The sequence below is a fragment of the Cupriavidus sp. GW821-FHT02F09 genome (assembly GCF_059421605.1).
The window spans coordinates 64,038-89,082 of the sequence record NZ_JBWKVH010000021.1 but is presented as its reverse complement, the minus strand read 5'-3'; the positions used below and the strand labels follow the sequence as shown (position 1 = coordinate 89,082).

Annotated in this window: 22 protein-coding genes, 4 tRNA genes and 1 pseudogene; 19 read left to right on the top strand and 8 right to left on the bottom strand. The window is 64.1% G+C overall.

Annotated elements, in window-relative coordinates; genetic code table 11:
• The first annotated feature begins 18 nt into the window (after positions 1-18).
• The 11 genes from AC07XB_RS22585 to AC07XB_RS22535 all read left to right on the top strand — a co-directional run bounded on the left by AC07XB_RS22585 (position 19) and on the right by AC07XB_RS22535 (position 8,896).
• Positions 19-95: transfer RNA gene (locus AC07XB_RS22585), tRNA-Val, on the top strand.
• Positions 96-164: 69 nt separating this feature from the next.
• A tRNA-Val gene (locus AC07XB_RS22580) sits at positions 165-241 on the top strand.
• Between the two features lie 366 nt (positions 242-607).
• Complete coding sequence (gene thrS, locus AC07XB_RS22575; protein WP_492807716.1) at positions 608-2,515, top strand: threonine--tRNA ligase; 1,908 nt, start codon at positions 608-610, stop codon at positions 2,513-2,515.
• A gap of 45 nt (positions 2,516-2,560) precedes the next feature.
• Positions 2,561-3,082, top strand: coding sequence for a translation initiation factor IF-3 (gene infC, locus AC07XB_RS22570; protein WP_081488948.1), 522 nt, complete (start codon positions 2,561-2,563; stop codon positions 3,080-3,082).
• 170 nt (positions 3,083-3,252) lie between these two features.
• A complete protein-coding gene (rpmI, locus tag AC07XB_RS22565; protein WP_006163215.1) occupies positions 3,253-3,450 on the top strand; it encodes a 50S ribosomal protein L35 in 198 nt (65 codons plus the stop codon).
• A gap of 27 nt (positions 3,451-3,477) precedes the next feature.
• Positions 3,478-3,834, top strand: a complete 357-nt coding sequence (gene rplT, locus AC07XB_RS22560) for a 50S ribosomal protein L20 (protein WP_006163216.1) — start codon at positions 3,478-3,480, stop codon at positions 3,832-3,834.
• 336 nt (positions 3,835-4,170) lie between these two features.
• Complete coding sequence (gene pheS / locus AC07XB_RS22555; protein ID WP_043345035.1) at positions 4,171-5,202, top strand: phenylalanine--tRNA ligase subunit alpha; 1,032 nt, start codon at positions 4,171-4,173, stop codon at positions 5,200-5,202.
• Positions 5,203-5,273: 71 nt separating this feature from the next.
• Positions 5,274-7,721 (top strand): phenylalanine--tRNA ligase subunit beta, encoded by a 2,448-nt coding sequence (pheT, locus tag AC07XB_RS22550; protein ID WP_492830871.1) that lies wholly within the window; start codon positions 5,274-5,276, stop codon positions 7,719-7,721.
• 105 nt (positions 7,722-7,826) lie between these two features.
• On the top strand, positions 7,827-8,207 hold the full coding sequence (locus AC07XB_RS22545; RefSeq protein ID WP_492374749.1) for an integration host factor subunit alpha: 381 nt from the start codon (positions 7,827-7,829) through the stop codon (positions 8,205-8,207).
• Between the two features lie 124 nt (positions 8,208-8,331).
• Complete coding sequence (locus AC07XB_RS22540; protein ID WP_492374726.1) at positions 8,332-8,763, top strand: MerR family transcriptional regulator; 432 nt, start codon at positions 8,332-8,334, stop codon at positions 8,761-8,763.
• A 56-nt stretch (positions 8,764-8,819) separates the two neighbouring features.
• Positions 8,820-8,896 (top strand) — tRNA-Pro (locus AC07XB_RS22535).
• 163 nt (positions 8,897-9,059) lie between these two features.
• Here the strand turns inward: AC07XB_RS22535 and AC07XB_RS22530 are convergent.
• Positions 9,060-9,479, bottom strand: coding sequence for a hypothetical protein (locus AC07XB_RS22530; protein ID WP_492374725.1), 420 nt, complete (start codon positions 9,477-9,479; stop codon positions 9,060-9,062).
• 411 nt (positions 9,480-9,890) lie between these two features.
• Here AC07XB_RS22530 and AC07XB_RS22525 point away from each other — a divergent pair, with 411 nt between their 5' ends.
• The 6 genes and pseudogenes from AC07XB_RS22525 to AC07XB_RS22500 all read left to right on the top strand — a co-directional run bounded on the left by AC07XB_RS22525 (position 9,891) and on the right by AC07XB_RS22500 (position 12,153).
• The gene (locus AC07XB_RS22525; protein ID WP_492374724.1) at positions 9,891-10,145 is read left to right on the top strand and encodes a hypothetical protein; all 255 of its coding nucleotides are present in this window, start codon (positions 9,891-9,893) and stop codon (positions 10,143-10,145) included.
• A 189-nt stretch (positions 10,146-10,334) separates the two neighbouring features.
• Positions 10,335-10,625, top strand: a pseudogene (locus AC07XB_RS22520) (hypothetical protein).
• Between the two features lie 20 nt (positions 10,626-10,645).
• Complete coding sequence (locus AC07XB_RS22515) at positions 10,646-10,888, top strand: hypothetical protein (protein WP_492807709.1); 243 nt, start codon at positions 10,646-10,648, stop codon at positions 10,886-10,888.
• Positions 10,889-10,963: 75 nt separating this feature from the next.
• On the top strand, positions 10,964-11,215 hold the full coding sequence (locus AC07XB_RS22510; protein WP_150983934.1) for a hypothetical protein: 252 nt from the start codon (positions 10,964-10,966) through the stop codon (positions 11,213-11,215).
• Positions 11,216-11,322: 107 nt separating this feature from the next.
• On the top strand, positions 11,323-11,691 hold the full coding sequence (locus AC07XB_RS22505; RefSeq protein ID WP_492374721.1) for a hypothetical protein: 369 nt from the start codon (positions 11,323-11,325) through the stop codon (positions 11,689-11,691).
• 207 nt (positions 11,692-11,898) lie between these two features.
• Positions 11,899-12,153 carry a hypothetical protein gene (locus tag AC07XB_RS22500; RefSeq protein ID WP_441630569.1) on the top strand — a complete coding sequence of 85 codons (255 nt, stop codon included), beginning with the start codon at positions 11,899-11,901 and terminating at the stop codon, positions 12,151-12,153.
• A gap of 69 nt (positions 12,154-12,222) precedes the next feature.
• Here AC07XB_RS22500 and AC07XB_RS22495 read toward each other — a convergent pair whose 3' ends face one another.
• Positions 12,223-12,813, bottom strand: coding sequence for a DUF2939 domain-containing protein (locus AC07XB_RS22495; RefSeq protein WP_492807708.1), 591 nt, complete (start codon positions 12,811-12,813; stop codon positions 12,223-12,225).
• A 63-nt stretch (positions 12,814-12,876) separates the two neighbouring features.
• Complete coding sequence (locus AC07XB_RS22490) at positions 12,877-17,757, bottom strand: NAD-glutamate dehydrogenase (RefSeq protein ID WP_492830870.1); 4,881 nt, start codon at positions 17,755-17,757, stop codon at positions 12,877-12,879.
• 369 nt (positions 17,758-18,126) lie between these two features.
• Between AC07XB_RS22490 and scpC the strand changes: the two genes are divergently transcribed.
• A complete protein-coding gene (gene scpC, locus AC07XB_RS22485; protein ID WP_492374718.1) occupies positions 18,127-19,641 on the top strand; it encodes a succinyl-CoA:acetate CoA-transferase ScpC in 1,515 nt (504 codons plus the stop codon).
• A gap of 391 nt (positions 19,642-20,032) precedes the next feature.
• Here scpC and AC07XB_RS22480 read toward each other — a convergent pair whose 3' ends face one another.
• The 3 genes from AC07XB_RS22480 to AC07XB_RS22470 form a co-directional block, all read right to left on the bottom strand.
• Positions 20,033-20,380: a hypothetical protein gene (locus AC07XB_RS22480; protein ID WP_492374717.1), complete on the bottom strand. Its 348-nt coding sequence runs from the start codon at positions 20,378-20,380 to the stop codon at positions 20,033-20,035.
• Positions 20,381-20,690: 310 nt separating this feature from the next.
• Entirely contained in the window at positions 20,691-21,665 is a 975-nt protein-coding gene (locus AC07XB_RS22475) for a Bug family tripartite tricarboxylate transporter substrate binding protein (RefSeq protein ID WP_174422736.1), read from the bottom strand.
• A gap of 335 nt (positions 21,666-22,000) precedes the next feature.
• Positions 22,001-22,076, bottom strand: a tRNA-Lys gene (locus AC07XB_RS22470).
• A 287-nt stretch (positions 22,077-22,363) separates the two neighbouring features.
• On the opposite strand from AC07XB_RS22470, the gene AC07XB_RS22465 reads away from it, so the two are divergent.
• Positions 22,364-22,627 (top strand): DUF1488 family protein, encoded by a 264-nt coding sequence (locus AC07XB_RS22465; protein ID WP_006159541.1) that lies wholly within the window; start codon positions 22,364-22,366, stop codon positions 22,625-22,627.
• 154 nt (positions 22,628-22,781) lie between these two features.
• On the opposite strand, the gene AC07XB_RS22460 is transcribed toward AC07XB_RS22465, so the two are convergent.
• Together AC07XB_RS22460 and hpaR are read right to left on the bottom strand one after the other, a co-directional pair.
• Positions 22,782-24,596: a SulP family inorganic anion transporter gene (locus AC07XB_RS22460; RefSeq protein ID WP_492807698.1), complete on the bottom strand. Its 1,815-nt coding sequence runs from the start codon at positions 24,594-24,596 to the stop codon at positions 22,782-22,784.
• Entirely contained in the window at positions 24,593-25,042 is a 450-nt protein-coding gene (hpaR, locus tag AC07XB_RS22455) for a homoprotocatechuate degradation operon regulator HpaR (RefSeq protein ID WP_492376222.1), read from the bottom strand. Before hpaR ends, AC07XB_RS22460 begins: the two co-directional genes overlap by 4 nt.
• Positions 25,043-25,045: the final 3 nt, after the last annotated feature.

The following is a 25,045-nucleotide window of genomic DNA, read 5'->3' as shown; positions in this document are numbered from 1 at the left end:
TCGTTCTCCGTAGGCCGTAGGCTCGTAGCTCAGCTGGTTAGAGCACCACCTTGACATGGTGGGGGTCGTTGGTTCGAGTCCAATCGAGCCTACCAACGAACAAGCAGTAAGACGTAGGCGCAGTGCAGCAAGCGCATACAGCGGTTAGTTTCAAGCAGTACCATAGGCTCGTAGCTCAGCTGGTTAGAGCACCACCTTGACATGGTGGGGGTCGTTGGTTCGAGTCCAATCGAGCCTACCAACGCATAGCAGTAAGAAGTACCGAAGCAGTCCGGTTGATCCCGATAACCTGGAACGGAAGAGGCGCCATGTTCAAGACACAGCGAACTACTACCGCTAATTAGCGACAGTAGTCGAGGTGCGCCTTCGGACCCGGTGGATTGGGGTTAAATCGAAAAACAACGCAGCCTTGGCTGCGTTTTTTTTCGTCTGTCGCTTATTGGCTCCCTGCTATCCTGCTCGGTCGCCCGTGGGTGGATCCGAGCGAAGTCCCCGCTGCCAGGCCCATGCTGGTTTCACGAAAGGCATGAGCCGGGCGCTACAAGATGCTTTTTATTCGCTTGCCGGCCGCACGGCGCTGGCGGGTGGATTTCTGATGAGGTGCAAGATGATCGCAATCACGCTGCCGGATGGTTCCCGACGCGAATTCCCCGGCCCGGTAACGGTGGCCGAAGTGGCGCAGAGCATTGGCTCGGGCCTGGCCAAGGCAGCCCTGGCGGGCAAGGTGGATGGGCAGATGGTCGACACCAGCTTCCTCATCGAGCGCGATGCTGATCTCGCCATCGTCACGGACAAGGATGCTGATGGCGTTGATGTGATCCGTCACTCGACGGCGCACTTGCTGGCCTACGCTGTCAAGGCACTGTATCCCGAGGCGCAGGTGACGATCGGCCCGGTGATCGAGAACGGCTTCTACTACGACTTCGCCTACAAGCGCCCGTTCACGCCCGAGGACCTGGTCGCCATCGAGAAGAAGATGGCCGAGCTCGCCAAGAAGGACGAGAAGGTAACGCGCGAAGTCTGGAGCCGCGACGAAGCCGTGAAGCTGTTCGAGTCGATGGGCGAGAAATACAAGGCCGAGATCATCGCCTCGATCCCGCAGGACCAGGAGATCGGCCTGTATCGCGAAGGCGAGTTCGTCGACCTCTGCCGTGGCCCGCACGTGCCGTCCACGGGCAAGCTCAAGGTCTTCAAGCTGATGAAGGTGGCGGGTGCCTACTGGCGCGGCGACGCCAAGAACGAGATGCTTCAGCGCATCTATGGCACGGCCTGGGCCAAGAAGGAAGACCAGGAAGCCTACCTGCACATGCTGGAAGAGGCCGAGAAGCGCGACCACCGCAAGCTGGGCAAGCTGCTCGACCTGTTCCACCTGCAGGAAGAGGCGCCGGGCATGGTGTTCTGGCACCCGAAGGGCTGGCAGGTGTGGCAAGCGGTGGAGCAGTACATGCGCGGCCGCCTGACGCAGGCCGGCTATGAAGAAGTGCGCACGCCGCAAGTGATGGATCGTTCGCTGTGGGAGAAGTCAGGTCACTGGCAGAACTACAAGGAGAACATGTTCGTCACGGAGTCGGAGAAGCGCGACTACGCGATCAAGCCGATGAACTGCCCTGGTCATGTGCAGATTTTCAATCACGGCCTGCGCTCCTACCGCGACCTGCCGCTGCGCTTGGCCGAGTTCGGTGCCTGCCATCGCAATGAGCCGTCCGGCGCGCTGCATGGCCTGATGCGCGTGCGTGGCTTTGTGCAGGATGATGCGCACATCTTCTGCACGGAAGAGCAGATCGTCGCGGAGGCCAAGGCTTTCAACGAGCTGGCGTTCTCCGTGTACGACGATTTCGGCTTCAAGGACATCGCGGTCAAGTTGTCGCTGCGCCCGGATCAGCGCGCCGGTTCGGACGAGGTCTGGGATCACGCCGAGGAAGGCCTGCGCCTGGCGCTGCGCGCCTGCGGCGTGGAGTGGGAAGAGCTGCCGGGCGAGGGCGCCTTCTACGGCCCCAAGGTGGAATACCATATCAAGGACGCCATCGGCCGGTCTTGGCAATGTGGCACGCTGCAGCTGGACCTGGTGCTGCCGGAGCGCCTGGATGCCGAATACGTCTCCGAAGACAACTCGCGCAAGCGCCCGGTCATGCTGCACCGGGCCATCCTGGGCTCTTTCGAGCGCTTCCTGGGCATCTTGCTGGAAAACCACGCCGGCGCGCTGCCCGCCTGGCTGGCGCCAGAGCAGGTCCTGGTGCTGAATATTGCCGACTCGCAGGCGGAATATGCCGAAAACGTCGTGCAACTGCTGCAAAAACAAGGATTTAGGGCTAAGGCGGATTTGCGTAACGAGAAAATTACGTATAAAATCCGCGAGCATTCCCTTCAGAAGATTCCCTACCTCCTGGTAGTGGGCGACAAAGAACGGGATGCCAGTCAAGTGGCCGTGCGTGCCCGTGGCAACGTGGATCTGGGCGTGATGTCCGTTTCCGCGTTTGTGGAGCGTCTGCAACAGGACGTTGCCAGCAAAGCCTGATGGGATGAGCACGGCTTGTTTTTTGTCTTCTTGAGGTAACGCAACATCGCTACAGACAAAGGTCATCGCATCAATCGCGAAATCAGCGCACCCGAATTGCGCTTGGTCGGGGTTGATAACGAGCAGCTCGGCATCGTCAAGTTCATGGACGCGCTCCGCCTGGCTGAGGATAAGGACTTGGACTTGGTGGAAATCGCTCCTACAGCGGTGCCGCCGGTTGCCCGTATCATGGATTACGGCAAGTTCAAGTACGAGGAAGCCAAGCGCGCGCACGACGCCAAGCTGAAGCAGAAGATCATCCAGGTCAAGGAAGTCAAGTTCCGGCCGGGTACGGATGATGGCGACTACAACGTCAAGCTGCGCAACCTGAAGCGCTTCCTCGAAGACGGCGACAAGACCAAGATCACGCTGCGTTTCCGCGGCCGTGAGATGGCGCACCAGGAAATCGGCGCGCGTGTGCTCGAACGCCTGAAGGCGGACCTGGAAGAAGTTGGCCAGGTCGAGCAGATGCCGAAGATGGAAGGCCGCCAGATGGTGATGGTGCTGTCTCCCAAGAAGAAGAAGTAAGATTTTGCGCGCCGCTGCGGCCCGGAGGGGAATCCCTCCGGGCGCGGCGTCGTGCGAAAGCAGCGCAGAGGCCGCACGCGGCTTTAGCGCAACAATAAGTGGATGCGGGTTTTGCAAGTGTCGGCGCTAGCTGGCCACCTGCATGCATGTCATAGAAGCTGGAGTATTTCATGCCGAAGATGAAGACCAAGAAAAGCGCCTCCAAGCGCTTTACTGCGCGTCCGAATGGTTCGTTCAAGCGTGGCCAGGCCTTCAAGCGTCACATCTTGACCAAGAAGACCACCAAGAATAAGCGCCAGTTGCGCGGCACCCAGGACGTCCATGAGACGAACCTGAAGGCCGTTCGCGCAATGATGCCTTACGCATAACCCTAACGAAAACGAAAGGAGCATTACATGCCTCGAGTAAAACGTGGGGTCACTGCACGGGCCCGCCATAAGAAAGTCATCGTCGCCGCCAAGGGTTTCCGCGGCCGTCGCAATAACGTCTACCGTATCGCCAAGCAGGCGGTCATGCGTGCTGGCCAGTACGCATACCGCGATCGCCGCAACAAGAAGCGCGTGTTCCGCGCTCTCTGGATTGCGCGTATCAATGCTGCTTCGCGTGAGCATGGCATGACCTACAGCGTGTTCATGAACGGCCTGAAGCGGGCTTCGATTGAGCTGGACCGCAAGGTGCTGTCGGACATGGCTATTCATGACAAGCCTGCCTTTGCCGCCATCGTCAACCAGGTGAAAGCCACCGTTGCCTGATGCCGGCTCCGGGGTGCCACGCTAGTGTCTAGTGTGGTTTCCCGGGCAAGCACCGACCGCAAGGTCGACAGCATTTCCGCCAAATTTGCCTGAGCAGCGCTTGTCGCCGCGATGGCGATTCGGCCGGACCTGCAGAAACGGGGCTCCTCACCGAGCCCCGTTTTCATTTCGGATACCGTTTCGCGCGCCGTTCCCGGTTCGATGCAAGACGACATCCGAAACGAAGCCCGCGCCGCCCCCGGTGCCGCGCGGACTCTGCACCTACATCGCACTTAGTGCCAACCCACGCCCGGGCCCAGCGTGACCCGGACGCCAAATTTATCGCCGACCGCCGCCATGTCTCTGGATCCGGATCAAATCGTCGCCGACGCCCAGGCCGCCTTCGCTGCAGCCAACGACAACGCCACGCTGGAAAACGAAAAAGCCCGCTTTCTCGGCAAGACCGGTGCGCTCACCGAGCTGCTCAAGAGCCTCGGCAAGCTGGACCCGGAAACGCGCAAGAGCGAAGGCGCGCGCATCAACCAGGCCAAGCAGCAGGTCGAGGCTGCGCTGCAGGCGCGCCGCCAGGCGCTGGCCGATGCGCTGATGAACGCGCGGCTGGCCGCCGAAGCCATCGACGTCACGCTGCCGGGCCGCGCGGTTGCCCGTGGCAGCCTGCACCCGGTGATGCGCACCTGGGAGCGGGTCGAGCAGATTTTCGGCTCGGTGGGCTTCGATGTGGCCGATGGCCCCGAAATCGAAACGGACTGGATGAACTTCACCGCGTTGAACAACCCGGACAACCATCCGGCCCGTTCGATGCAGGACACCTTCTATGTGGACGGCCGTGATAGCGACGGCAAGCTGCTGCTGCTGCGTACCCACACCAGCCCGATGCAGGTGCGCTACGCGCGCATGCACGTGGAGAAGTACAAGGGCCGCGAGATGCCGCCGATCAAGGTGATCTGCCCCGGCCGTACTTACCGCGTCGACAGCGACGCCACGCACTCGCCGATGTTCAACCAGGTCGAAGGCCTGTGGATCGGTGATGACGTGAGCTTTGCTGACCTCAAGGGCGTGTACACGGACTTCCTGCGCAAGTTCTTCGAGCGCGATGACATCCAGGTGCGTTTCCGCCCCTCGTACTTCCCGTTCACCGAACCGTCGGCGGAAATCGACATGGCCTTCGGCAACGGCAAGTGGCTGGAGATTTCCGGCTCGGGCCAGGTGCACCCCAATGTGCTGCGCAATATGGGCCTGGACCCCGAGCGCTATATCGGCTTTGCCTTCGGTTCCGGCCTTGAACGCCTGACCATGCTCCGCTACGGCATCAACGATCTGCGCCTGTTCTTCGAAGGCGACGCGCGTTTCCTGCGCCAGTTCGCCTGAGGCGCGTATCCGCGCCAGAGCACATCGTCACCGACACCCCAGAACAGAATACTTACCGGATCAGAAGCGCCATGCAATTCTCGGAATCCTGGCTTCGCAGTTTCGTCAATCCCGACAAGATTTCCACCGATGCGCTCTCGCACAGCCTGACCATGGCCGGGCTGGAAGTGGAAGAGGTCGGCCCGGTCGCGCCGCCTTTCAACAAGGTGGTGGTGGCGCGCGTGCTTTCCACCGAGCGCCATCCCAACGCGGACCGTCTCAACGTTTGCCAGGTCGATGCCGGCACCGGCGAGACCCTGCAGATCGTTTGCGGCGCGCCCAATGTGGCGCCCGGCGTCCTGGTGCCTTGCGCGCTGGTCGGCGCGGTGCTGCCGCCGTCCGAGGCGGGCGGCAAGCCGTTCGAGATCAAGGTGGGCAAGCTGCGCGGCGTGGACAGCTTCGGCATGCTCTGCTCGGCGCGCGAGCTCAAGCTGTCGGAGGACCACGGCGGCCTGATGCTCCTGCCCGAAGATGCCAAGATCGGCATGGACATTCGGGAGTACCTGGACCTGGACGACCAGGTCTTCGTCATCAAGCTCACCCCCAACAAGGCCGACTGCCTGTCGATCCACGGCGTGGCGCGCGAAGTCGCCGCGCTGACCGGTGCCGCGCTGCGCCTGCCGGAGATGAAGCCGGTTGCCGTGACGCTGGCCGACAAGCTGCCGGTGAAGATTTCCGCCCCTGACCTGTGCGGCCGTTTCTCGGGCCGTGTGATCCGCGGCGTGAACGCGCACGCGGCCACGCCGGCATGGATGGTGCAACGCCTGGAGCGGGCAGGGCAGCGCAGCATCTCCGCGCTGGTCGACATCTCCAACTACGTGATGCTTGAGCTCGGCCGTCCCTCGCACGTCTTCGACCTGGACAAGATCCACGGCGGGCTGGATGTGCGCTGGGGCCGCAAGGGCGAACAGCTCAAGCTGCTCAACGGCAATACCGTGGAGCTCGACGAGCAGGTCGGCGTGATCGCCGACGACAAGGAGATCGAGAGCCTGGCCGGCATCATGGGCGGCGACAGCACCGCCGTGACGCTCGACACCACCAACATCTACCTCGAAGCCGCCTTCTGGTGGCCGCAAGCCATCCAGGGCCGCTCGCGCCGCTTCAACTTCTCGACCGATGCCGGGCACCGCTTCGAGCGTGGCGTGGACTACGCCACCACGGTTGAGCATATCGAGCGCATCAGCGCGCTGATCCTCGATATCTGCGGTGGCCAGGCCGGCCCGGTCGACGACCTGATTGTCAACCTGCCGCAACGCAAGCCGGTGCAACTGCGCGTGGCGCGCGCCGAGCGCGTGCTTGGCATCGAGCTGTCGCCTGCAGTCATCGCCGACGTGTTCCAGCGCCTGCAGCTGCCGTTTACCCGCGAGCAAGGCGCGGACGGCGAAGTGTTCGTGGTTACGCCGCCGAGCTATCGCTTCGATATCGAGATCGAGGAAGACCTGATCGAGGAAGTGGCCCGCATCTACGGCTTCGAGCGCATTCCGGCACGTCCGCCGATCGCCGAAAGCGAGATGCGCCCGACCGACGAAGCACGCCGCTCGACCCACGCTGTGCGCCACGCGATTGCCGCGCGCGATTACCAGGAGGTGATCAACTTCGCCTTCGTTGAAGAGAAGTGGGAGCGCGATTTTGCCAGTAACGACAACCCGATCCGCCTGCTGAACCCGATCGCCAGCCAGTTGGCGGTGATGCGTTCCACGCTGATCGGTGGCCTGCTCGACAAGGTGCGCTACAACCTCAACCGCAAGGCATCGCGCGTGCGGATGTTCGAAGTGGGCCGCGTGTTCCATCGCGACGCCTCGGTTGCTGATGGCGGCCTGACGGTGGCCGGCTATCGCCAGCCGATGGTTGCAGGCGGCATTGCCTACGGCCCGGCCTTCGAGGAGCAGTGGGGCATCGCCACCCGCCCGGTGGACTTCTTCGACGTCAAGGGCGATGTCGAGGCCTTGCTGTTCCCGCGCATTGCGCGCTTCGAGCCGGTATCGCATCCCGCGCTGCATCCAGGCCGTGCTGCGCAAGTGGTGATCGACGGCAAGGTGGCCGGCGTGATCGGCGAACTGCATCCGCGCTGGCTGCAGGAGTACGAACTGACGCAAGCGCCGGTCGTGTTCGAGCTGGACCTGCAGGCGTTGCGTGAAGTGGGCCTGCCCGGCTACACCGAAATCTCCAAGTTCCCGGCCGCCGTACGCGACCTGGCGCTGGTGGTAAAGCAGTCGGTGCGCGTGCAGGACCTGCTCGACGCCATGCGCGAAGCCCTGGAAAAACAGGGCTCCGCCCGCTATTGCCAGAGCCTGGTGCTGTTCGACGAGTTCCGTCCCAAGGCGGCTTCGGCGGCCATTGGCGCGGACGAGAAAAGCCTTGCGTTCCGCATGACCTTGCAAGATACTGGGGCGACCCTCCAGGACGAAACCGTCGACAGCGCGGTGCGTTGCATGGTCGAAGCCGCCAGCGCTGCATTCCAGGCGCGGATGCGCGGCTGATCCACCAGCTGACATGACAATGGAGCGCCCGGACTTCCGCATCCGGGCGGATCGCCACACCGAATGACAATGAACGATCGACACGCGTATCTCATGGCCTCTGCAATGGGTGAAGCAGGCGACCGCCAGGCAGCCTCGCTCGACGAAGATACTTCCGACGCTCGCGTTGCCGAAGTGCCGACCCTTACCAAGGCCGAGCTCGCTGAAATGCTGTTCGACCAGGTTGGTCTCAACAAGCGCGAGTCCAAGGACATGGTCGAAGCTTTCTTCGACGTGATTCGCGAAGCGCTGGAACAGGGCGACAGCGTCAAGCTCTCCGGCTTCGGCAATTTCCAGCTGCGCGACAAGCCGCAACGTCCCGGCCGCAATCCCAAGACGGGCGAAATCATTCCTATCACGGCACGACGCGTGGTGACGTTCCATGCCAGCCAGAAGCTCAAGGGCCTGGTGGAAGAGCGTGCCGGCCTGGTAGCGGTGCCCGGCTGATGGTTTGCCAGCAGCGTGACGACTCGTTATCCTGCTGAATCCGTGTATCACGCTTGTTTGCGCGCTAGTCCGCGCGAGCACCACAACCTCTCCCGGCACGGCCTGAAGCCCGCCCATTCACCGTATGTCGGAAAGATCCAGCGAACGCATCTTGTTGCCGCCGATTCCCGCCAAACGCTACTTCACCATTGGGGAAGTCAGCGAGCTTTGCGCCGTCAAGCCGCATGTGCTGCGCTACTGGGAGCAGGAGTTCACGCAGCTCAAGCCCGTCAAGCGACGCGGCAACCGGCGCTACTACCAGCATCATGAAGTCCTGCTGATCCGGCGCATCCGCGACCTGCTGTATGAGCAGGGCTTCACGATCAACGGTGCTCGCAATCGCCTCGACGAAGGGCGGCAGCACAGCCATGCCGCCACCGAGGACGAACAAGCGCTGGCAGCAGAAGCCGCCGGTGAAGCGCCGGTTTTCTCGCTCGACCTCAACAACCTGCGCAACGAACTGGTAGAAGTGCAGCACCTGCTCGCGCAGCTTCAACAGATCGCGAAGCACGAATAAAAAGTGCACTAATGACTAGCCATTTTTAAAAAGCTTCTGATATAATCTTTTTCTTTCGGGGCGTAGCGCAGCCTGGTAGCGTACCTGCATGGGGTGCAGGTGGTCGGAGGTTCAAATCCTCTCGCCCCGACCAGTATTAAGAAAAACCCGCACAGCATTTGTTGTGCGGGTTTTTTGTTGCCTGTTCAAAACGCCAACATTTAGCCCGACAAAAACACGCGGCAACAAGCATCATCGAATTCGCCTTAATCTCTTCGAATCGACGCAGCCTCCGCTGTCGCGCAGTCACCCCTTCCCTAAATCGCCGGCGAGTCACGCCAGGCCGATGAAGCTGCCTTGCCCCACGTGGCCCAATACGGATCGGCCGGCTCTTCGCGAGTGGCATAGTGGCGCTCGCCCCGTGTGCGCACGCGTAACGATCTCGCATCGAGAAAGTCGATGCCTTCCGCTAGTGCGAAGCGCAGCCGTGCCCCATCGTGCTCGATCACCAGGCTGTCGATAGGACGGGGCAGGGCCTTGAGTGCGGCGGTGTCGATGCCCATCAGATAGAGCGTTGCACCGGCGGCCTGCGCGGCGGCCTCGGCTTCCGGGTTCCAGGTATCCGCCGTGAGCAGTGGGTCGTCCACGGTCAGGGTCTGGCACGCGATGGCCGCGCCGTGGGTGTGGCCGGTGTTGCGGGTGTAGAGATAGATGACGCCAGGATCGCAGGTGAACATAGCTTCACTCAGAAAACACTGTATGGATATACAGTATAGCTGGGCTGTTGGCATCCGGCTAGGCCGTCCGTGGCCCGTGCTAACGTAGCGGCGTCCAGACTATCCGGCGAGTCAGAATGGGTGGGTTTCTAGCTTTTCTCGGAGCACAGGTTGCTGACGCCGTAGTCAATTACATTGGCTACACGCGGAGCTGGGCGAAGCATCTCTACTTCCGGATATCTGGACTGATCATCCTCGCCTGCCTTGCCGCGCTAGTGGTGGCACGCGGGTAGCGCTAAACGGACTAATGCATCTGTCCGATGCTCTTGCCGGCAAGATGTTTCACCATTGGATGATGGCTGCCGCTGGCGATCCCAGCGGGGGCTGAGCAGCTCCTTACATCACGGAGCTCGCTCCACAGTGGAGAGCGCCATGATGCCACCCGTGAAAACCAAGCACACCAACCTCGTGGTCGGCGAGCCCCTTGACTGGGATGCCGCCAGGGACGGGGAATTCTCGGGGCTGCCGGTGCACCTCGATGCGGCGCATGGCGTGATGCACTCTTTCTGGCAGCCCACGGAGCAGGACATTGCCAACATACTGGCAGGCATGCCCATTCGCTTGTCCGTGTTCGGTGAGGTGCACCCGCCCGTTGCGGTCGCGGTGACCAATGACGTGGTGGGTTAGCGAAGCCTTTTTCCGATCAATCAGGTCAATCTGGTTTGTCGTGAAGGGGCGGCGGACTCTACAATCAAACCATCGACCGTGCGGTGTGCATGTCTTTTCAGGCAGACGTTTGCGATGCGCAGGGTCCCGGGGGCACTGGTTTGGCCGGATGCCGTTTACCGCGTGGAACGCATAGGATAGGAGTAGGGGATGGCCAAGCGCGAACGTGCTGCCAGGGCCTTGCAAGACGAGGTGAGCCGGCGCATCCAGCGTATTGATGACATTGTGGAGGACGGCGCGAAGATCCGGGTGCCGGCACCGTAAGCGCATGCGCGCGATGCGCGCGGGCGCAACTGGGATATGAAGGCCTTCGGCAATGCCGCGGGTTATGAAAGGAGTATCCGGGCCGTGGTGGACAAGGCGCGTGACGAGTTCGACCTGACCGAGGTGCCGGGCCAGCAGAGCGCTGATCCCTTTGGCACTCCGCCCTCGCTGGAGTGAGCGTTTTGTTGGAGTAAGGCATGCACGCTTGCGATCTCTGCCATCTTCTCGTTGGTGCGCCGACCACGGTGGAGCCGCATGAGAACCTGGCCGCATCGGGTGCGGCCGCACTTGGCATGGACATCAACTCGCGCTGGGTGGACCGGCCCTGGCGCTGCACGGTCTGCGGCGCCTGGATGTTCCAGAATGCCGCCCACGGCGAGCCGCCCAATGTCTGGCGCATGGGGCGCCGCCCACAGGATCGCCCGCAGGACCGGACCTAGGCCCGGCAGCCCCTTGCCCCGGCTGGCCGGACGCTGCGCTGCGGCATGCTACGATGGCCGGCAAAGGGAGACGCAATGAATGAATCCAGAACACAGCATTACCGAGGCTACGTGATTTTGATCTCGGTACAGCAGCATGAGCGCGGATGCCTGGTGAGTGCCTCGATCGTCCAGGAGGCCAAAGGCGCGGTGCGCAATCCGTCGCCGCTGCAGTCGTGGGTGGGGCATGAGCAGGGCGAACTCATGGAAGTCGCTGACCGGGCGCAGGCGCGCGCTTGCCGGCTGATCGATGCGACGGTCGACCATGTTGCCTATGCCGCGGGCTGACTGATTGATCCTGGTGGCCTGGCAGGCCGTCCTGGCCATGCATTGGCTCGGGCAGAAGTTTCTCCGGCCAGCCTACATGGCGCGGGATCGCTGTCGTTAATCCGGGTATGAACTCATTCGATGCTTCCGAAGAATGCGCCGCAAATGCCGATGCCATGGGGTGGGGTTCGTCATCGCCCCATGTGCTGGCCGCGGTGCTAAACACCGCCCTGGCCGCCGAGGACCTGAGCGGCTTTGCCGCGCTGCTGTCCGACATGGCCCGCGATCGCGGCCTCAAAGGTGCGCGTGGCTCGCACCAGTCCATCTACGACATGCCCTATGCCAGCTTGTTGCCGCGCCAGCAGCATCTGCTGGCGGATGCGTTCGAGCTGCTCATCCGCCTGGGCCTGGAGTTGCAGCCGCGCAGGCCGCGCATGCTCGGCGACAGCCCAGGGAGCCTGCTGGCGCACGGCAGCCACGAGATCCCTGTCGACTAGATACCCCACGATCGGAGCAGTAGTGCGCCATGGCGGACACGGCGGCGAGGCTGCGTGCTAGCATCTCGCGATCAACCAGATCGCCGCACCGACGGCGACGTATCACCCGGCCCGACGCCGATCCCGACCGGGCGATGATGCTGACACGGCACGCGCGCGCACTGCCGTGGTGTTCGAGGGGAGCGATCGCGTGTTGTGGAGGTTGCAATGAACGAAGACGAGCCTTTCGGGGTAGTGTTCGAGGATTTTCGCGTCATCTGGGTGGCCGAGCGTTTGCAGGATGGCTCATGGACGGCGCGCTATTGCTGGAGTCCGGGCACGTCGGAGGCATCCGGCAAGGCGCTCCAGGCGGCAGTGCTCAGCGGCAAGTCCAAGCGGCTGCTGGGCGATTTCAAGACCGAAGAGGAGACCATCGACGCCATCAAGGCGGCGGTGCTGCTCGAGGCGAAATGGGGCCGGTGAATCCTGGCATCAAAGCCTAAGGTCCAAAAGGGGCCTAAGGTCCAAAAGAGGCCTTAGGCCAAATATGGCCTAAGGCTTGGAAAGCTCCGGCAGCACGACGCTGCTCCATTTCCACGTCCATATGCCTTGGCGCGTCAGGCCAATGAGAATGCGGTCGCCATTGTCCTTGGTGGCCGAGGCTTCCACGGTGTTCAGCGCACGATAGGACAAACTGTACTTGAGCGCGTCCTTGGCGGCTTCCTCCTTGGCGGGCCCGGCCGGTTCGCCCTTGTTTTCCGCAGGTGCGGGGGCAGGGCGCACGCGGGGTGCTGGCTGCGGCGCCGTGGCGGGCTTCTCGCCGGCCATGAGCGCCATGACGCCGGCGGGCGACACCATGGTGTCGATCATGGTGTTGATGACCGCCAGGCCGATTGCCTGCCCGATGCCGGCAAAGGGCATGTTCTGCAAGGCGGGCGTGCCGAGCTTTTGCTGCAGGGACAACGTCAGCTGCGCCTTCAGGCTTTCCCGCAGGGCCGGATAGTCGACATAGCGGGAGAACTTGTCGGCATCGCGCATTTCGATGGCAGCGCGCATCTGGTAGAGCGTCCAGTAGGGGCTGGCGTAGCTGGTGGCAGCGACGACGATCGCCGCAGCAATCGCGGCTTTGACGGGTTTGTTCATCGGGGGTCCGGTGCAAGCGCGCTGGCTAAGGCCCCCATTGTCGCCAATCGGCCGTGCCTGCGTCTACCCGGCTTGCTGGCTGCGTTCCAGCAAGCCGATTTCCCGCACCGCCACCGACAGCATCGACAAGCCGGCCGCACCCGATGCACGCTGATCCGCCAGCATGCGCGAGAAACGCTCGATCTGCGCCTGGCGCCCGCCGCGCCATGCCTCGATCAGTTGTGCCGGCGTATCCAGTGCCTGTGGCTGCGCCAGCACGCTGACCGTGAGCGCGCGCTTGAGGCGGCCGAGGTCTTCGAGTGTCGTGGTGCGCGCCAGCAGGTCCCAATGGCTGTCGGCTGGCAAAGCCAGGGCGCGTTCGCGCAGCCAGCCAAAACTGAACTCCGTATCGAGCGCGAAATAGACACCTGCCACCAGCGCCAGGCTGCGCTGCGTGGCCGCCGCCACCTCGGCGATATCCAGTGCCGCCGCGGAGATTTCTCCCGCAGCCACGCGCAGGGCCAGTTCATCGTCCACGCCGGACTGGGTCAGGTCTTGCCGCCATTGCGCCAGCGCGGTGGCCTCTGGCCCGGCCAGCAGTGCGGGTAGCTGCGGTGTGAGCCAGGCCGCGGCTTCGGCGTAGCGCGCACTGTCGCCATCGGTGGGGCCGCCCGCGTGCGGATGCCGCAGGAACCACAGGCTGGCGTGGTCCAGCAGGCGTCCCACGGCGACGAACATGCGCGCCTGCACGTCATCGTCGACCTGGTTGTCCAGCGCGTCGATGCGCAGCCAGAGCGGGTCCAGGCCGAATACGTCGCGCGCAATCAGGCAGGCGCGTACGATGTCCGCGGGCCGCGCATCGGTTTCTTCCTGCATGCGGTGGACAAAGGTGGCGCCGATGCGGTTGACCAGCGTGTTGGTGAGGTGCGTGGCCAGGATCTCCCGGCGCAGCGGATGGCGCAGCATGGTGTCGGCGTGCCGCTCACGCAGCGGCTGCGGGAAATAGGCGGGCAGGAGGCCGGCCACCAGTGGGTCCTCTGGCAGCGCCGACGTGAGCAACTCGTCGTACAGCCACATCTTGCTGTAGGCCAGCAGCACCGCCCGTTCGGGCGAGGTGAGGCCCAGCCCGGCGGCCTTGCGCTCACCCAGTTCATCCTCGCTCGGGAGGAATTCCAGCGCGCGCTTGAGGCGGCCGGCGCGCTCCAGCCACCGGATCAGCCGGCCCTCCGCATCAAGCAGCGCGGCGGCGTTGCGCCCGGCAACCGACAGCGCCTGGCTTTGGTAGTAGTTGTCCTCGAGCACCAGCAAGCCGACTTCGTCAGTCATTTCCGCGAGCAGCTTGTTGCGTTGCTTCTCGGTCATCTCGCCGTCCGCCACCACCAGCCCCAGGAGGATCTTGATATTGACCTCATGGTCGGAGCAATCGACGCCGGCAGAGTTGTCGATCGCATCGGTGTTGATGCGCCCGCCATTGAGTGCGAACTCGATGCGGCCAAGCTGCGTGAAGCCAAGGTTGCCGCCTTCGCCCACCACCTTGCAGCGCAGCTCGGCGCCGTTGACGCGCACCGCGTCGTTGGCGCGATCGCCCACTTGCAGATGGCTCTCGCGGCTGGATTTGACATAGGTGCCGATGCCGCCGTTATAGAGCAGGTCGACCGGCGCCAACAGGATCGCGTGGACCAGTTCGGCGGGCGAGAGCACGCTCGCGCTGATGCCAAGGCTCGCCTGCACCTCCGGCGTGATCGCGATGGTCTTGGCGGAGCGCGGAAACAGCCCGCCGCCGGCGGAGACCAGGCTCATGTCGTAGTCCGCCCAGCTCGAGCGCGGCAACTCGAACATGCGCTGGCGCTCGCGCAAGCTGGCGGCGGGGTCGGGGTTGGGGTCGAGGAAGATATGGCGATGGTCGAACGCGGCCACCAGCTTGATATGGGGCGACAGCAGCATGCCGTTGCCGAACACGTCGCCCGACATGTCGCCGATGCCGGCGACGGTGAAGTCCGTGGATTGGATGTCGACGCCCATCTCGCGGAAATGGCGCTTGACCGATTCCCAGGCGCCGCGCGCCGTGATGGCCATCTTCTTGTGGTCATAGCCGACCGAGCCGCCCGAGGCAAACGCGTCGCTGAGCCAGAAGCCGTACTCCGCGGAGATCGCGTTTGCGTAGTCGGAGAAGCTGGCCGTGCCCTTGTCGGCGGCGACCACCAGATAGGGGTCGTCGCCATCTTCACGCACCACTTCCGGCGGCGGCACCAAGGTGCCGGCGACGCGGTTGTCGGTGACATCGAGCAGGCCGCGCAGGAAGGTCTGGTAGCAGGCAATGCCTTCCTGCAGGAAGGCGTCGCGGTCGTTCGCTGGCGGCGGGCGCTTGACCACGAACCCGCCCTTGCTGCCCACCGGCACGATCACCGTGTTCTTCACCATCTGGGCCTTCATCAGCCCCAGCACCTCGGTGCGGAAATCCTCGCGCCGGTCGGACCAGCGCAGGCCGCCGCGCGCCACCGGGCCGCCGCGCAGGTGCACGCCTTCCACGCGCGGGGAGTAGACCCAGATCTCGAACATCGGGCGCGGCTCGGGCAGGCCGGGCACCAGCGCAGGGTTGAACTTGAACGACAGGTAAGGGCGCGGCCCGCCGTCGGGGCCGTGGCGGAAATAGTTGGTGCGCACCGTGGCGTTGATCACGCCCAGGAACAGGCGCAGGATGCGGTCTTCGTCGAGGTTGGGCACCTGGTCCAGCTCTGTGCCGATGGCTTGCTGCAGGCGCTCGCAGCGCGCGGCGCGGGCGCTTTCCGTGGCGGGGTCGAAGCGCGCGACGAACAGTTCCACGAAGCGCGAGGCGATAGCCGGGTTGCCGGTCAGCGCCCGCTCGATATAGGCATCGCTGAAGGTCGACCCGACCTGGCGAAGGTAGCGGGCATAGGCGCGCAGGATGGTCACGTCGCGCGCGGCGAGCTCGGCGCGCAGCACCAGGCGGTTGAAGTCGTCGTTCTCGATCTCACCGTTCCAGGCGCGCGCGAAGGCGTCCTCGAACAGCGCCTTGATGCGCGCAATATCGGCGCCAAGGTCGATGCCGGCCGCGACCCCATCGGCCATTTCCAGTCCGAAATCATGGACCCACACCGGTGCCGCGCCGTTGGGCTCGATCAGGTAGGGACGCTCTTCGTCCACGCGCACGCCAAGGTGCTCCAGCATCGGCAGGCTGAGCGACAACGCGATCGGCTCGCGGGCGCGGTAGACCTTGAAGCGGAATGCGCCGGGCGCGGCTTCGATGGGCCGGTACAGGTTCATGGCGATGCCGCCGGTGGCCTGTGCCGCCTCCATCAGCTCGATGTCGCGCACGGCGATGCGGGCCGGGTAGTCCTCGCGGTAGCCGGCCGGGAAGGAGTCCCCGTAGCGGCGCAGCAGGCGGTTGCCTTGCTCCTCGCCGGTGCTGTCGAGCAGGGCGGCGGCAAGGTCGTCCTGCCAGCGGCGGGCGGCTTGCACGATGCGCTCTTCCAGCTCGTCCGGGTTGACCTCGGGCATGGTGCCAGGCTCGCCGCGCACGATCAGCTGGATGCGCGCGAGCGGTGACTCGGAGAGTTGCGGCGTGAACTCGCAGCTGTTGCCGCAAAAGGCGGTCATCAGCAGCTTCTGGATGCGCTGGCGCAGATCCGTGTTGTACTTGTCGCGCGGCACGAACACCAGGCAGGAGACGAAGCGGTCGAAGCGGTCGCGTCGCACGAACAGGCGGATGCGCTGATGTTCCTGCAGGCGCAGGATGCCCAGCGTGATGTGGAACAGTTCGTCTTCCTCGGCCTGGAACAGTTCGTCGCGCGGGTATTGCTCGATGATGGTCACCAGCGACTTGTAGAGATGACCCTTGGTCAGGAAGCCCGCGCGCGCCAGGATGTTGCCGAACTTGCGCCGCACCAGCGGGATGTCCTCGCACGACATCATGTAGGTGGTGGAGGTGTAGAGGCCCACGAAGCGCCGCTCGCCAAAGAGCTTGCCGTTGGCGTCCGTCAGCTTGATGCCGACGTAGTCCAGGTAGCCGGGCCGGTGCACGGTGGAGCGCGAATTGGCTTTGGTCACGAAGATCGGCGACCTGTCTTCGATGACCGAGGTGGCCGCCGCGGGCAGCTCGGTCAGTGTGTCCTCCTCGGGCGGGTGCAGGCTTTCGCTCAGGATGCCGGTGCCGGAGCCGGGCACGCCGCGCAGGAAGAAGCGGTCGTCCTGGGTGACCAGTTCATAGTCGCGCTGGCCGAGGAAGGTGAAATGCTCGTCCAGCATCCACTGCAGGAAGGCGCAGGCTTCCTGTGTATCGGGCCGGTTGCCATCCGGGCCCTGCGCCAGCGTGTCGATGGTGGCGCGGGTGATGGCGGTCATCGCCGGCCAGTCCTGCACCGCGGCGCGCACGTCGCCCAGCACGCGGGCGATGCCGTTGCGCAAGGCCTCCTGCGTGGCGGTGTCGCCGCAGCGGTCCACTTCGAAATGGATGAAGGATTCGAGCCGGGGACCGCCGGCGGGCTCGCTCGCCGTGGTGTCGCCCTCGCCACCCAGGCCCACCTTGGCGATGGTGCCATCCGCGTTGCGCCAGACCCGGAAGACCGGGTGGATCGCGGAATGCAGGGCCAGCCCCAGCCGGTTGATCTCCATGGTGACGGAGTCCACCAGGAACGGCATGTCGTCGTTGACGATCTCCACCACCGAGTGGTCGGAGTGCCAGCCGTGCTGCTCGAGGTTGGGGTTGTAGACGCGCAGCCGCGCATTGCCCGGGACAAAGCGCTGGGCGGTCTGCCAGTGCGCCATGACCGCGCCATAGAGATCGGCCACGTTGCGCTTGAGCAGGTCTTCGGCGTCGGCCAGGTCGTAGTAGTGCCGCAGGAATGGCTCGGCCTGGACGAACACGTCGCCGGGCAGGCGGCCCTGGGCGAACTGCATCAGGTCGGCCAGCAACTGGGCCTGTCGCGCTTCGCTTTCCGCCAGCATGGTGTCTCTCCCCCAGACGGCTGTTTTGGCAGTCCGTTGCCGCCACAGGCACCGCGCGACGCGCGTCGTGTGTTGCCTGCGTCCTGGCAGCATGACCGTGCTAACTACTGTAGAGCATAAAGGGCGGCACCGCGCACAATGTGCGCGGGCTGGCTTTGCCCGCTCCGGCCTGGCGCGGGCGTTGGGATGTATGAGATTTACGACTGGTTTTCATGATTTTATATCGCCGCAGGAATGTGCCTGCCGTGGCTACACTGCCTATCTGCGCCTTACCCGCCGGTAGGAAGCGCGAGCCGAACTGGGCGCCTGGCCTTGTCGCGGCGCGCGGCGCGGCCTCACGGGCCGGGACGGGCATCATGGAGACATAAGATGTACAAGGAACGTATCCGGCTGGCCAGCCTGCTCGACAAGGTCATGCCGGCCGAGGCCGCGGCGGCGATGATCCGGGACGGCATGACCGTAGGCATGAGCGGCTTCACCCGCGCCGGCGACTGCAAGGCGGTGCCGCAGGCGCTGGCAAGGCGCGCGGCGCACGAGCCGCTGCGCATCACGCTGATGACCGGCGCCTCGCTGGGCAACGATACCGACAAGATGCTGGCCGAGGCCAATGTGCTGGCGCGGCGCCTGCCGTTCCAGGTGGATGCCACCTTGCGGCGCAAGATCAACGCGGGCGAGGTGATGTTCATCGACCAGCATCTGTCCGAAACCGTGGAACAACTGCGCGGGCGCCAGATCGCGCCGGTAGACGTGGCAGTGGTGGAAGCAGTCGCGATCACCGAATCCGGCGGCATCGTGCCGTCGACTTCGGTCGGCAACTCCGCGAGCTTCGCGATGCTGGCGCAGAAGGTGATCGTCGAGATCAATCTCAGTATGCCGGCCGGCCTGGAAGGCCTGCACGACATCTACCTGCCGACGGCGCGGCCACATCGCCAGCCCATTCCGCTGGTCTCGGTGGACCAGCGCATCGGCTTGCCCTTTATTCCGGTGGACCCCGCGAAGATCGCCGCCATCGTGATCACGCAAAAGGACGATAGCCCGTCCAATGCGCTGCCGCCCGACCAGGAAACGCGCCAGATCGCCGGGCACCTGAACGATTTCCTGTCGCATGAAGTACGCTCAGGCCGGCTGGCACCTTCGCTGCAGCCGCTGCAGGCCGGCATCGGCACGATCGCCAACGCCGTGCTGCATGGCCTGATCGATTCCCCGTTCCGCGATCTCACGATGTATTCGGAAGTGCTGCAGGACAGCACGATCGAGTTGCTGGACGCCGGGCGGCTGCGCTTTGCCTCTGCGTCATCGGTGACGCTGACCAGCGCCGTCTACGCGCGCTTCCTGGCAGACCTGGATCGGTACAAGGAGCGTGTGATCCTGCGCCCGCAGGAGATCAGCAACCATCCGGAGCTGCTGCGCAGGCTCGGGCTGATCACCATCAACACGGCGCTGGAGTGCGATATCTACGGCAACGTGAACTCCACGCACGTGGGTGGCACACACATGATGAACGGCATCGGCGGGTCGGGAGACTTCGCGCGCCATGCGCATTTGTCGGTGTTCGTCACCAAGTCGATGGCAAAGGCCGGCGCCATCTCCAGCATCGTGCCGATGGTGTCTCACGTGGATCACACCGAGCATGATGTCGACATCATTGTGACCGAGCATGGCCTGGCCGATCTGCGCGGCCTGGCGCCGCGCGAGCGCGCGCAGCAGATCATCGCCAACTGCGCGGATCCGTTGTATCGGGAGTTGCTGCGTGATTACGTGACGCGCGCCACGCGCCGCGGCGGGCATACCCCGCACCTCATCGAGGAGGCGCTGGCCTGGCACGTGCGCTTGCGCGAGGAAGGCACGATGGGCGGCACGAAGGCGGCCCTGGCCGCAGCCTGAAGCGGCTTGCGCTTGGACCTTCTCTGTTGTCTTCCGGCCTTCATCCCTTTTCGGTATCCCTTATCCCTTGAAGATGAGCACGGCCAGCACCAGGGAGGAAGCCATTAGGATCAGCAGGTCTAGCATGATGGTCTCCGAAAGGGAGAGGTCCGGGATCGCGAAAGGGTAAGCCTGCGCTACGGTTCACGCTGTAGGCGGCCTTCCGAATCCATTCTCGGACATTTCTCACATTTCCACATGCGGTGCCATCTGGCTCAGATGGCGTTTCAAGCGGGCGTTGGGCATTGCCGTGTTCGATCCCGCTGGCTGATCTTGCCTGTTCCCTGCGGCCCGGATGGTGCGCTGGCGCACCATCCGGCGGGACAGGCTGCTTGCTGCCTGCCGCTTCCGCTTATTGTTTGGCCTTGGCGCCGTCGGTATAGGGATCGAACTTGCCGGCCTTGGCGCCGTCCGTGTACGGATCGGGCTTGCCAGCCTTGGCCCCGTCCGTATAGGGATCGGCCTTCTTCTTGGCGCCGGAAGCGTTCAGGTTCGACTTGGTCGATTTCTTCGCGCCATCCGTGTACGGATCGAACTTGCCGGACTTGGCGGCGCTCTTGTTCGGGTCCGTCTTGTTGGTATGGGCGCCGCCATAAAGGTCGCCGCCATCGGTGTAGTTCTTCTGGGCGTGCGCCAGCTGCACGCCGCCAAAGGCGGTGAGGGCGGCGATGATCAGGGCGGGTACGGTCTTGTTGCGCATTTTCATCCTCGTGAGTAAAGCTTGGGTAGTTCGAGAGCAATGGCCACGGGCAGGGGGCATGGCCGCAAAAATGGTCGTCAGACCAGGGTGACTCTACCGACTTGGGATGACCCTGCGAAGTTAATCTTTCTTCCCACTGTATTGAACCGCTTATTGGCCTGGCCGGCTATGCGCCAGATCAAGGCAAGCGTTGTTTTTGGGGAGGGGCTTATGGAAGGGAGGGGGGCGGGTTTGCCGAAGGCGCGAGCCCTGGCAAGGCCCGGCTGCAGGCAGCCGGGCCGTTGCGACGTTACTCGTTACTGGTCGCCGGTTACTCGAGCGTAATGTTCTGGTCGCGCGCGATCTTCTTGCGCATTTCCAGCTCGCGCTTGATCTGCGCGGCGTATTGCTGCGGCGTGTTGCCGTCAGGGTAGGCGCCGCTTTCCGCCAGGCGGCGTTTCACGTTCGGGTCCTGCAAGGTCTTCACGGCAGCGTCATGCACCTTGGCGATGATCGCGGCAGGCGTGCCGGCGGGTGCCACCAGGCCGTACCAGGCCATGTTGTTCATGTCCTTCATGCCGGCTTCGGCAAAGGTCGGCACGTCGGGCAAGCCATCCACGCGCTTGGGCGCCGCTACCGCGAGGGCGCGCAGCTTGCCGGCCTGGATGTGCGGCATGGATGAGGGCAGGTTGTCGAACTGGCCGCTCACCTGGCCCGCCAGCGTGTCGTTCAGGGCGGGGCCCGATCCACGGTAGGGGATGTGGACCATGTCGGTCTTGGTCAGGAACTTGAACAGTTCGCCGTCGAGGTGGGAGATGCTGCCTTTGCCTGCCGACGCATAGCTGTACTTGCCGGGGTTGGCCTTGACCAGCGCGATGAACTCCTGCAGGTTCTTGGCCGGCACCTTGGGGTTGATCGTCAGCACGTTCGGCACATTGACCAGGTTGGTAATGGGCGCGAAGTCCTTGATCGGATCGTAGGGGTTGCGGGCGTTGGTGGCGGGGTTGGTCGCCATGGTGCTGACCGTCGCAATGCCCAGCGTGTAGCCATCGGGCGCGGATTTGGCCAGCGCATCGGCGCCGATCGCGCCGCCGCCGCCGCCGCGGTTCTCCACCACCACGACCTGGCCAAGCTCACGGCCGATGCCGTCGGCCACCGCGCGGCCCACGATGTCCGTGGTGCCGCCCGCGGCGAACGGCACGATCAGGCGGATCGGCTTGGTCGGGTAGGTTTGTGCAAAGGCGCTGTGGCACAGGCCAAGAAGGGCCAGGCAAGCTGCGCTGCCGACATTCAATACTGCTTTCAAGAGAGGCTCCCGAGGGTTCTAGGTCTAATGACGGCCCGGGCGGGCGCGGGTTGGGGCACGGCGATCTGCGTCGCGCTGCTGCCCTTGTTCCTGCTTGCCGCGGGACGCTGGAGATGTCGGATGGGTTCCGTGATGCGGAACCATGTTCCGCATTATGCTCCAGGCGCAATTCAACCGTGAAAGCGTAGCCGGCGGAATTGGTATCAACCCGCGTATGCGCCGTTGTGTGGGAGGAGGTTGGCCCAGGGTTGCCACGCCCACGGAGAGATCCAGCAGGGTTGGCGCGCCAATGGAAAAAGCCGGAAGCATTGCTGCTTCCGGCTTTTAGAATTCGCTGGTGGGGCGTGAGTGACTCGAACACTCGACCTACGGATTAAGAGTCCGCTGCTCTACCAACTGAGCTAACGCCCCAACGAAGAAAAAGATTGTATCATGGTTTTTGAGTTTGTCAAACACCCTGCGTAATTTTTCCCGCATGAGGGTGCTCTGGAAATGCCGTGTGCGATTTCGCCGTCGTACGTGCAATTCCCGGGCAGCCTTATTCCTTCTCCTTGCACCGAACTCAGGCACTCACGCCGTGGGAACTCGCCCGGGGTTTCGGCAGTCTTGCTTGGGGTGAGCGGAGCGTAGGCCTTTGCGGACGAGTCGGGCCGACCCATGTTAGGATGATTCTTCACTTGCAATGGAGGGCTGTACCGATGGATATCAAGTTCCAAGAGCAAGAGCGTTACGATATCAACAATGAAGGCTTGCTATTTCACGCCGTTGTCGACGGCCAACCAGTCACTTGCGTGGTGACCCGTGAAGCGCTGTGGGAAGGCTTCAGTGCCGACCAGGTGTTATCGCTGGAAGAGGCATTCCGCGCCGGACGTGAAACCATCGAGCGTGCTGCGGTGGTGCTGATCGAGCAGGGCGCCGCCCAGCCAGTGGTAGTCAAGCGCGCCCATGTGGCGCCGCTCTGAAGCGGATCCCAGTCCGGGCCGGTCATCGGTCCGATCCCGGGCTACCGCTTCAAGTCGTTGCGGCTTCTCGCCGCCTGACGCCGGTTTCCCGCCGGCGTTTCTCTTTTTCATTCCCCTTGCTCATCACTGATCGTGCCGATCACGTTGATCGTGCTCAAGCCGGTTTTGCCGGGTAGCCTGGCCCGCCAGGGCGGCTAGCGCATTCTTCGAAGATGCGTGCCTGGCATTGCGCACAGCCTGCGGGATCGAGGCGCGCAATGATGGTGTGCAGCGCCTGCCGCTTGGTGGAAAAGATGTGCCCTTCGCCCAGCTTCAGCGCGAAGCCGGTCTGGTCCCACGTCTGCAGCACCTGCGTGCGCGGACGATGGAAATACAGGTCGCCGCCGGTGGCGCGCCGCTCGCTCAGCTCGCTTTCCCACATCTCGGCGCCGGCCAGGTCGATGAAGTTCATGCTCTTGGTCATGGCCAGCAGATGGATCTGGCCGGGATGGGCGTTGCGTGCTTCGTGCAGGCGGTCCGTCACGTACTGGACCGCGCCGAAGTAGATCGCGCCTTCCATGCGCAGCAGCTTGAGCTGGGGGCATTCCGGTTGCGGGCGATGCAGTTCGTCGAGCGGCGTAAAGCGCCGGTCGGGGTCGTCGGCGTCTGGCACCAGGCTGCGCACCGCCGGCCGCGAGGTGCGATAGAGATAGGCCACCAGTGACAGGATGGTGCCGAGCAAGACCGCCATCTCCAGGCGGATGGCCAGCGTGGCGACAAAGGTGCTGATGGCGATGGCGAATTCCGTGCGGCTCAGGCTGGCGATGCGGCGCAGCCGGCCGAAATCGAACAGGCCCCAGGCCACCAGCAGCAACATCGCGGCGATGGAGGCCAGCGGGATCTGCGCCAGCAGCGAGGCGCTGGCCGTGACCAGCACCACCAGCAGCAAGGCCGAAAAAATGCTGGCCAGCGGCGTCTGCGCGCCGGCCTCGTAGTTAGGCATGGAGCGGTTCAGCGAGCCACAGGAGATATAGGCGGAGAACAAGCCACCTGCGATGTTCGACAGGCCCTGCCCGATGAATTCGCGGTTGGCATCGATGTGCTGGCCCGAGCGCAGCGCCACCGCCTTGGCGATCGAGATCGACTGGCCGAGTGCCACGATGGTCAGCGCGGCGGCGATGCCAAGCAGGTCGGGGATCGCCTGCCAGGAAATATTCGGCAGGTGGAAGGGCGGGATGGCCGACGGGATCGGCCCGACCACATTGACGTGGTGCGCGCCTGCGCTCCAGCCCGGCGCGTTGAGCAGCAGGGCGACGCCGTAGCCTGCCAGCAGGCCGATCAGCATGAAGGGCAGGCGGCGCGAGACGCGCTTCACCGCGATGGTCACCGCCAGCGTGATCGCCGCTACCGTGAACGCGCTCCAGTTGATGCCGTCGGCATTGTCCAGCAAAAAGCGCACCACACCGAAGGCGCTCGTACCCGTCGGCACGGCCAGCCCGAACAAGTCCTTGAGCGCATAGAGGCCGATCAGCATTGCCGCGCCGCAGGTGAAGCCAAGCAGCACCGAGGGCGAGATGAAGTTGGCCAGCGTGCCAAGGCGCAAGGTGCCCACGGCAAGCTGCAGCAAGCCAACCATGATGGTGACGGCGAGCGCCAGATTGATGTACTCGGGACTGCCGGCAAATGCCACCGGGCTCAGCATGGCGAACAGCGCCAGCGAATTGGCGTTGGTCGGGCCGGACATCACATGCCAGCTGGAGCCGAACAAGGCCGCCACGATGCAGGGAATCACGGCCGCGTAGATGCCGTATTGCGGCGGCAGGCCGGCTAGCGTGGCAAAGGCCACGCCCTGCGGCAGCACCAGCACCGCGCCAAGCAGGCCCGCGACCAGGTCCGCACGCAAGGAGGCGCGGCTCACGCGGTGACGCCATGCCGGCAACAGGCGCCCGAGCATCCGGCCGGTTGTGCCCTGCGCAACCGGAGCGGTCATGCTTGCGGGTCTCGTTCGCTGAGGCTCACCAGCAATTCGTCGATCGCGCCATAGACCTTGCCCAGCCGCTCCGCGCCGATCATCTGCTCGAGCTCCTCATAGCGGCGGTCGATCAGCGGCTCCATCTCGGCGATCAGGGCACGGCATTTGTCGGTCAGCGAGATCAGCTGGCGGCGCTGGTCCGTGGTGGAGCGCGAGCGCAGGATCAGGCCCGCTTCCTCCATGCTCGACAGCATGCGGGTAAGGCTCGGGCTCAGGATCAGGCAGGCATCGGCGAGCTGGTTAGGCTCCATCTCGCCTTGCTCGTTGAGGGTGCGCACCACGCGCCATTGCTGCTCGGTCATGCCGTGCTGGCGCAGGATGGGCCGGAAGCCCGCCATCAGCGTTTCGCGGGCTTGCAGCAGCAGGTGGGGGAGGTTGCGGTGGCGGAAGGTAGCCGGTTTCATGCC

What these genes read in the sequence shown, in the direction of transcription:
- thrS (WP_492807716.1), top strand. Translation starts at nt 608, where the DNA reads ATGATCGCAATCACGCTGCCGGATGGTTCCCGACGCGAATTCCCCGGC.
- rpmI (WP_006163215.1), top strand. Translation starts at nt 3,253, where the DNA reads ATGCCGAAGATGAAGACCAAGAAAAGCGCCTCCAAGCGCTTTACTGCG.
- rplT (WP_006163216.1), top strand. Translation starts at nt 3,478, where the DNA reads ATGCCTCGAGTAAAACGTGGGGTCACTGCACGGGCCCGCCATAAGAAA.
- pheS (WP_043345035.1), top strand. Translation starts at nt 4,171, where the DNA reads ATGTCTCTGGATCCGGATCAAATCGTCGCCGACGCCCAGGCCGCCTTC.
- pheT (WP_492830871.1), top strand. Translation starts at nt 5,274, where the DNA reads ATGCAATTCTCGGAATCCTGGCTTCGCAGTTTCGTCAATCCCGACAAG.
- AC07XB_RS22545 (WP_492374749.1), top strand. Translation starts at nt 7,827, where the DNA reads ATGGGTGAAGCAGGCGACCGCCAGGCAGCCTCGCTCGACGAAGATACT.
- AC07XB_RS22540 (WP_492374726.1), top strand. Translation starts at nt 8,332, where the DNA reads ATGTCGGAAAGATCCAGCGAACGCATCTTGTTGCCGCCGATTCCCGCC.
- AC07XB_RS22530 (WP_492374725.1), bottom strand. Translation starts at nt 9,479, where the DNA reads ATGTTCACCTGCGATCCTGGCGTCATCTATCTCTACACCCGCAACACC.
- AC07XB_RS22525 (WP_492374724.1), top strand. Translation starts at nt 9,891, where the DNA reads ATGATGCCACCCGTGAAAACCAAGCACACCAACCTCGTGGTCGGCGAG.
- AC07XB_RS22515 (WP_492807709.1), top strand. Translation starts at nt 10,646, where the DNA reads ATGCACGCTTGCGATCTCTGCCATCTTCTCGTTGGTGCGCCGACCACG.
- AC07XB_RS22510 (WP_150983934.1), top strand. Translation starts at nt 10,964, where the DNA reads ATGAATGAATCCAGAACACAGCATTACCGAGGCTACGTGATTTTGATC.
- AC07XB_RS22505 (WP_492374721.1), top strand. Translation starts at nt 11,323, where the DNA reads ATGAACTCATTCGATGCTTCCGAAGAATGCGCCGCAAATGCCGATGCC.
- AC07XB_RS22500 (WP_441630569.1), top strand. Translation starts at nt 11,899, where the DNA reads ATGAACGAAGACGAGCCTTTCGGGGTAGTGTTCGAGGATTTTCGCGTC.
- AC07XB_RS22495 (WP_492807708.1), bottom strand. Translation starts at nt 12,813, where the DNA reads ATGAACAAACCCGTCAAAGCCGCGATTGCTGCGGCGATCGTCGTCGCT.
- AC07XB_RS22490 (WP_492830870.1), bottom strand. Translation starts at nt 17,757, where the DNA reads ATGCTGGCGGAAAGCGAAGCGCGACAGGCCCAGTTGCTGGCCGACCTG.
- scpC (WP_492374718.1), top strand. Translation starts at nt 18,127, where the DNA reads ATGTACAAGGAACGTATCCGGCTGGCCAGCCTGCTCGACAAGGTCATG.
- AC07XB_RS22480 (WP_492374717.1), bottom strand. Translation starts at nt 20,380, where the DNA reads ATGCGCAACAAGACCGTACCCGCCCTGATCATCGCCGCCCTCACCGCC.
- AC07XB_RS22465 (WP_006159541.1), top strand. Translation starts at nt 22,364, where the DNA reads ATGGATATCAAGTTCCAAGAGCAAGAGCGTTACGATATCAACAATGAA.
- AC07XB_RS22460 (WP_492807698.1), bottom strand. Translation starts at nt 24,596, where the DNA reads ATGACCGCTCCGGTTGCGCAGGGCACAACCGGCCGGATGCTCGGGCGC.
- hpaR (WP_492376222.1), bottom strand. Translation starts at nt 25,042, where the DNA reads ATGAAACCGGCTACCTTCCGCCACCGCAACCTCCCCCACCTGCTGCTG.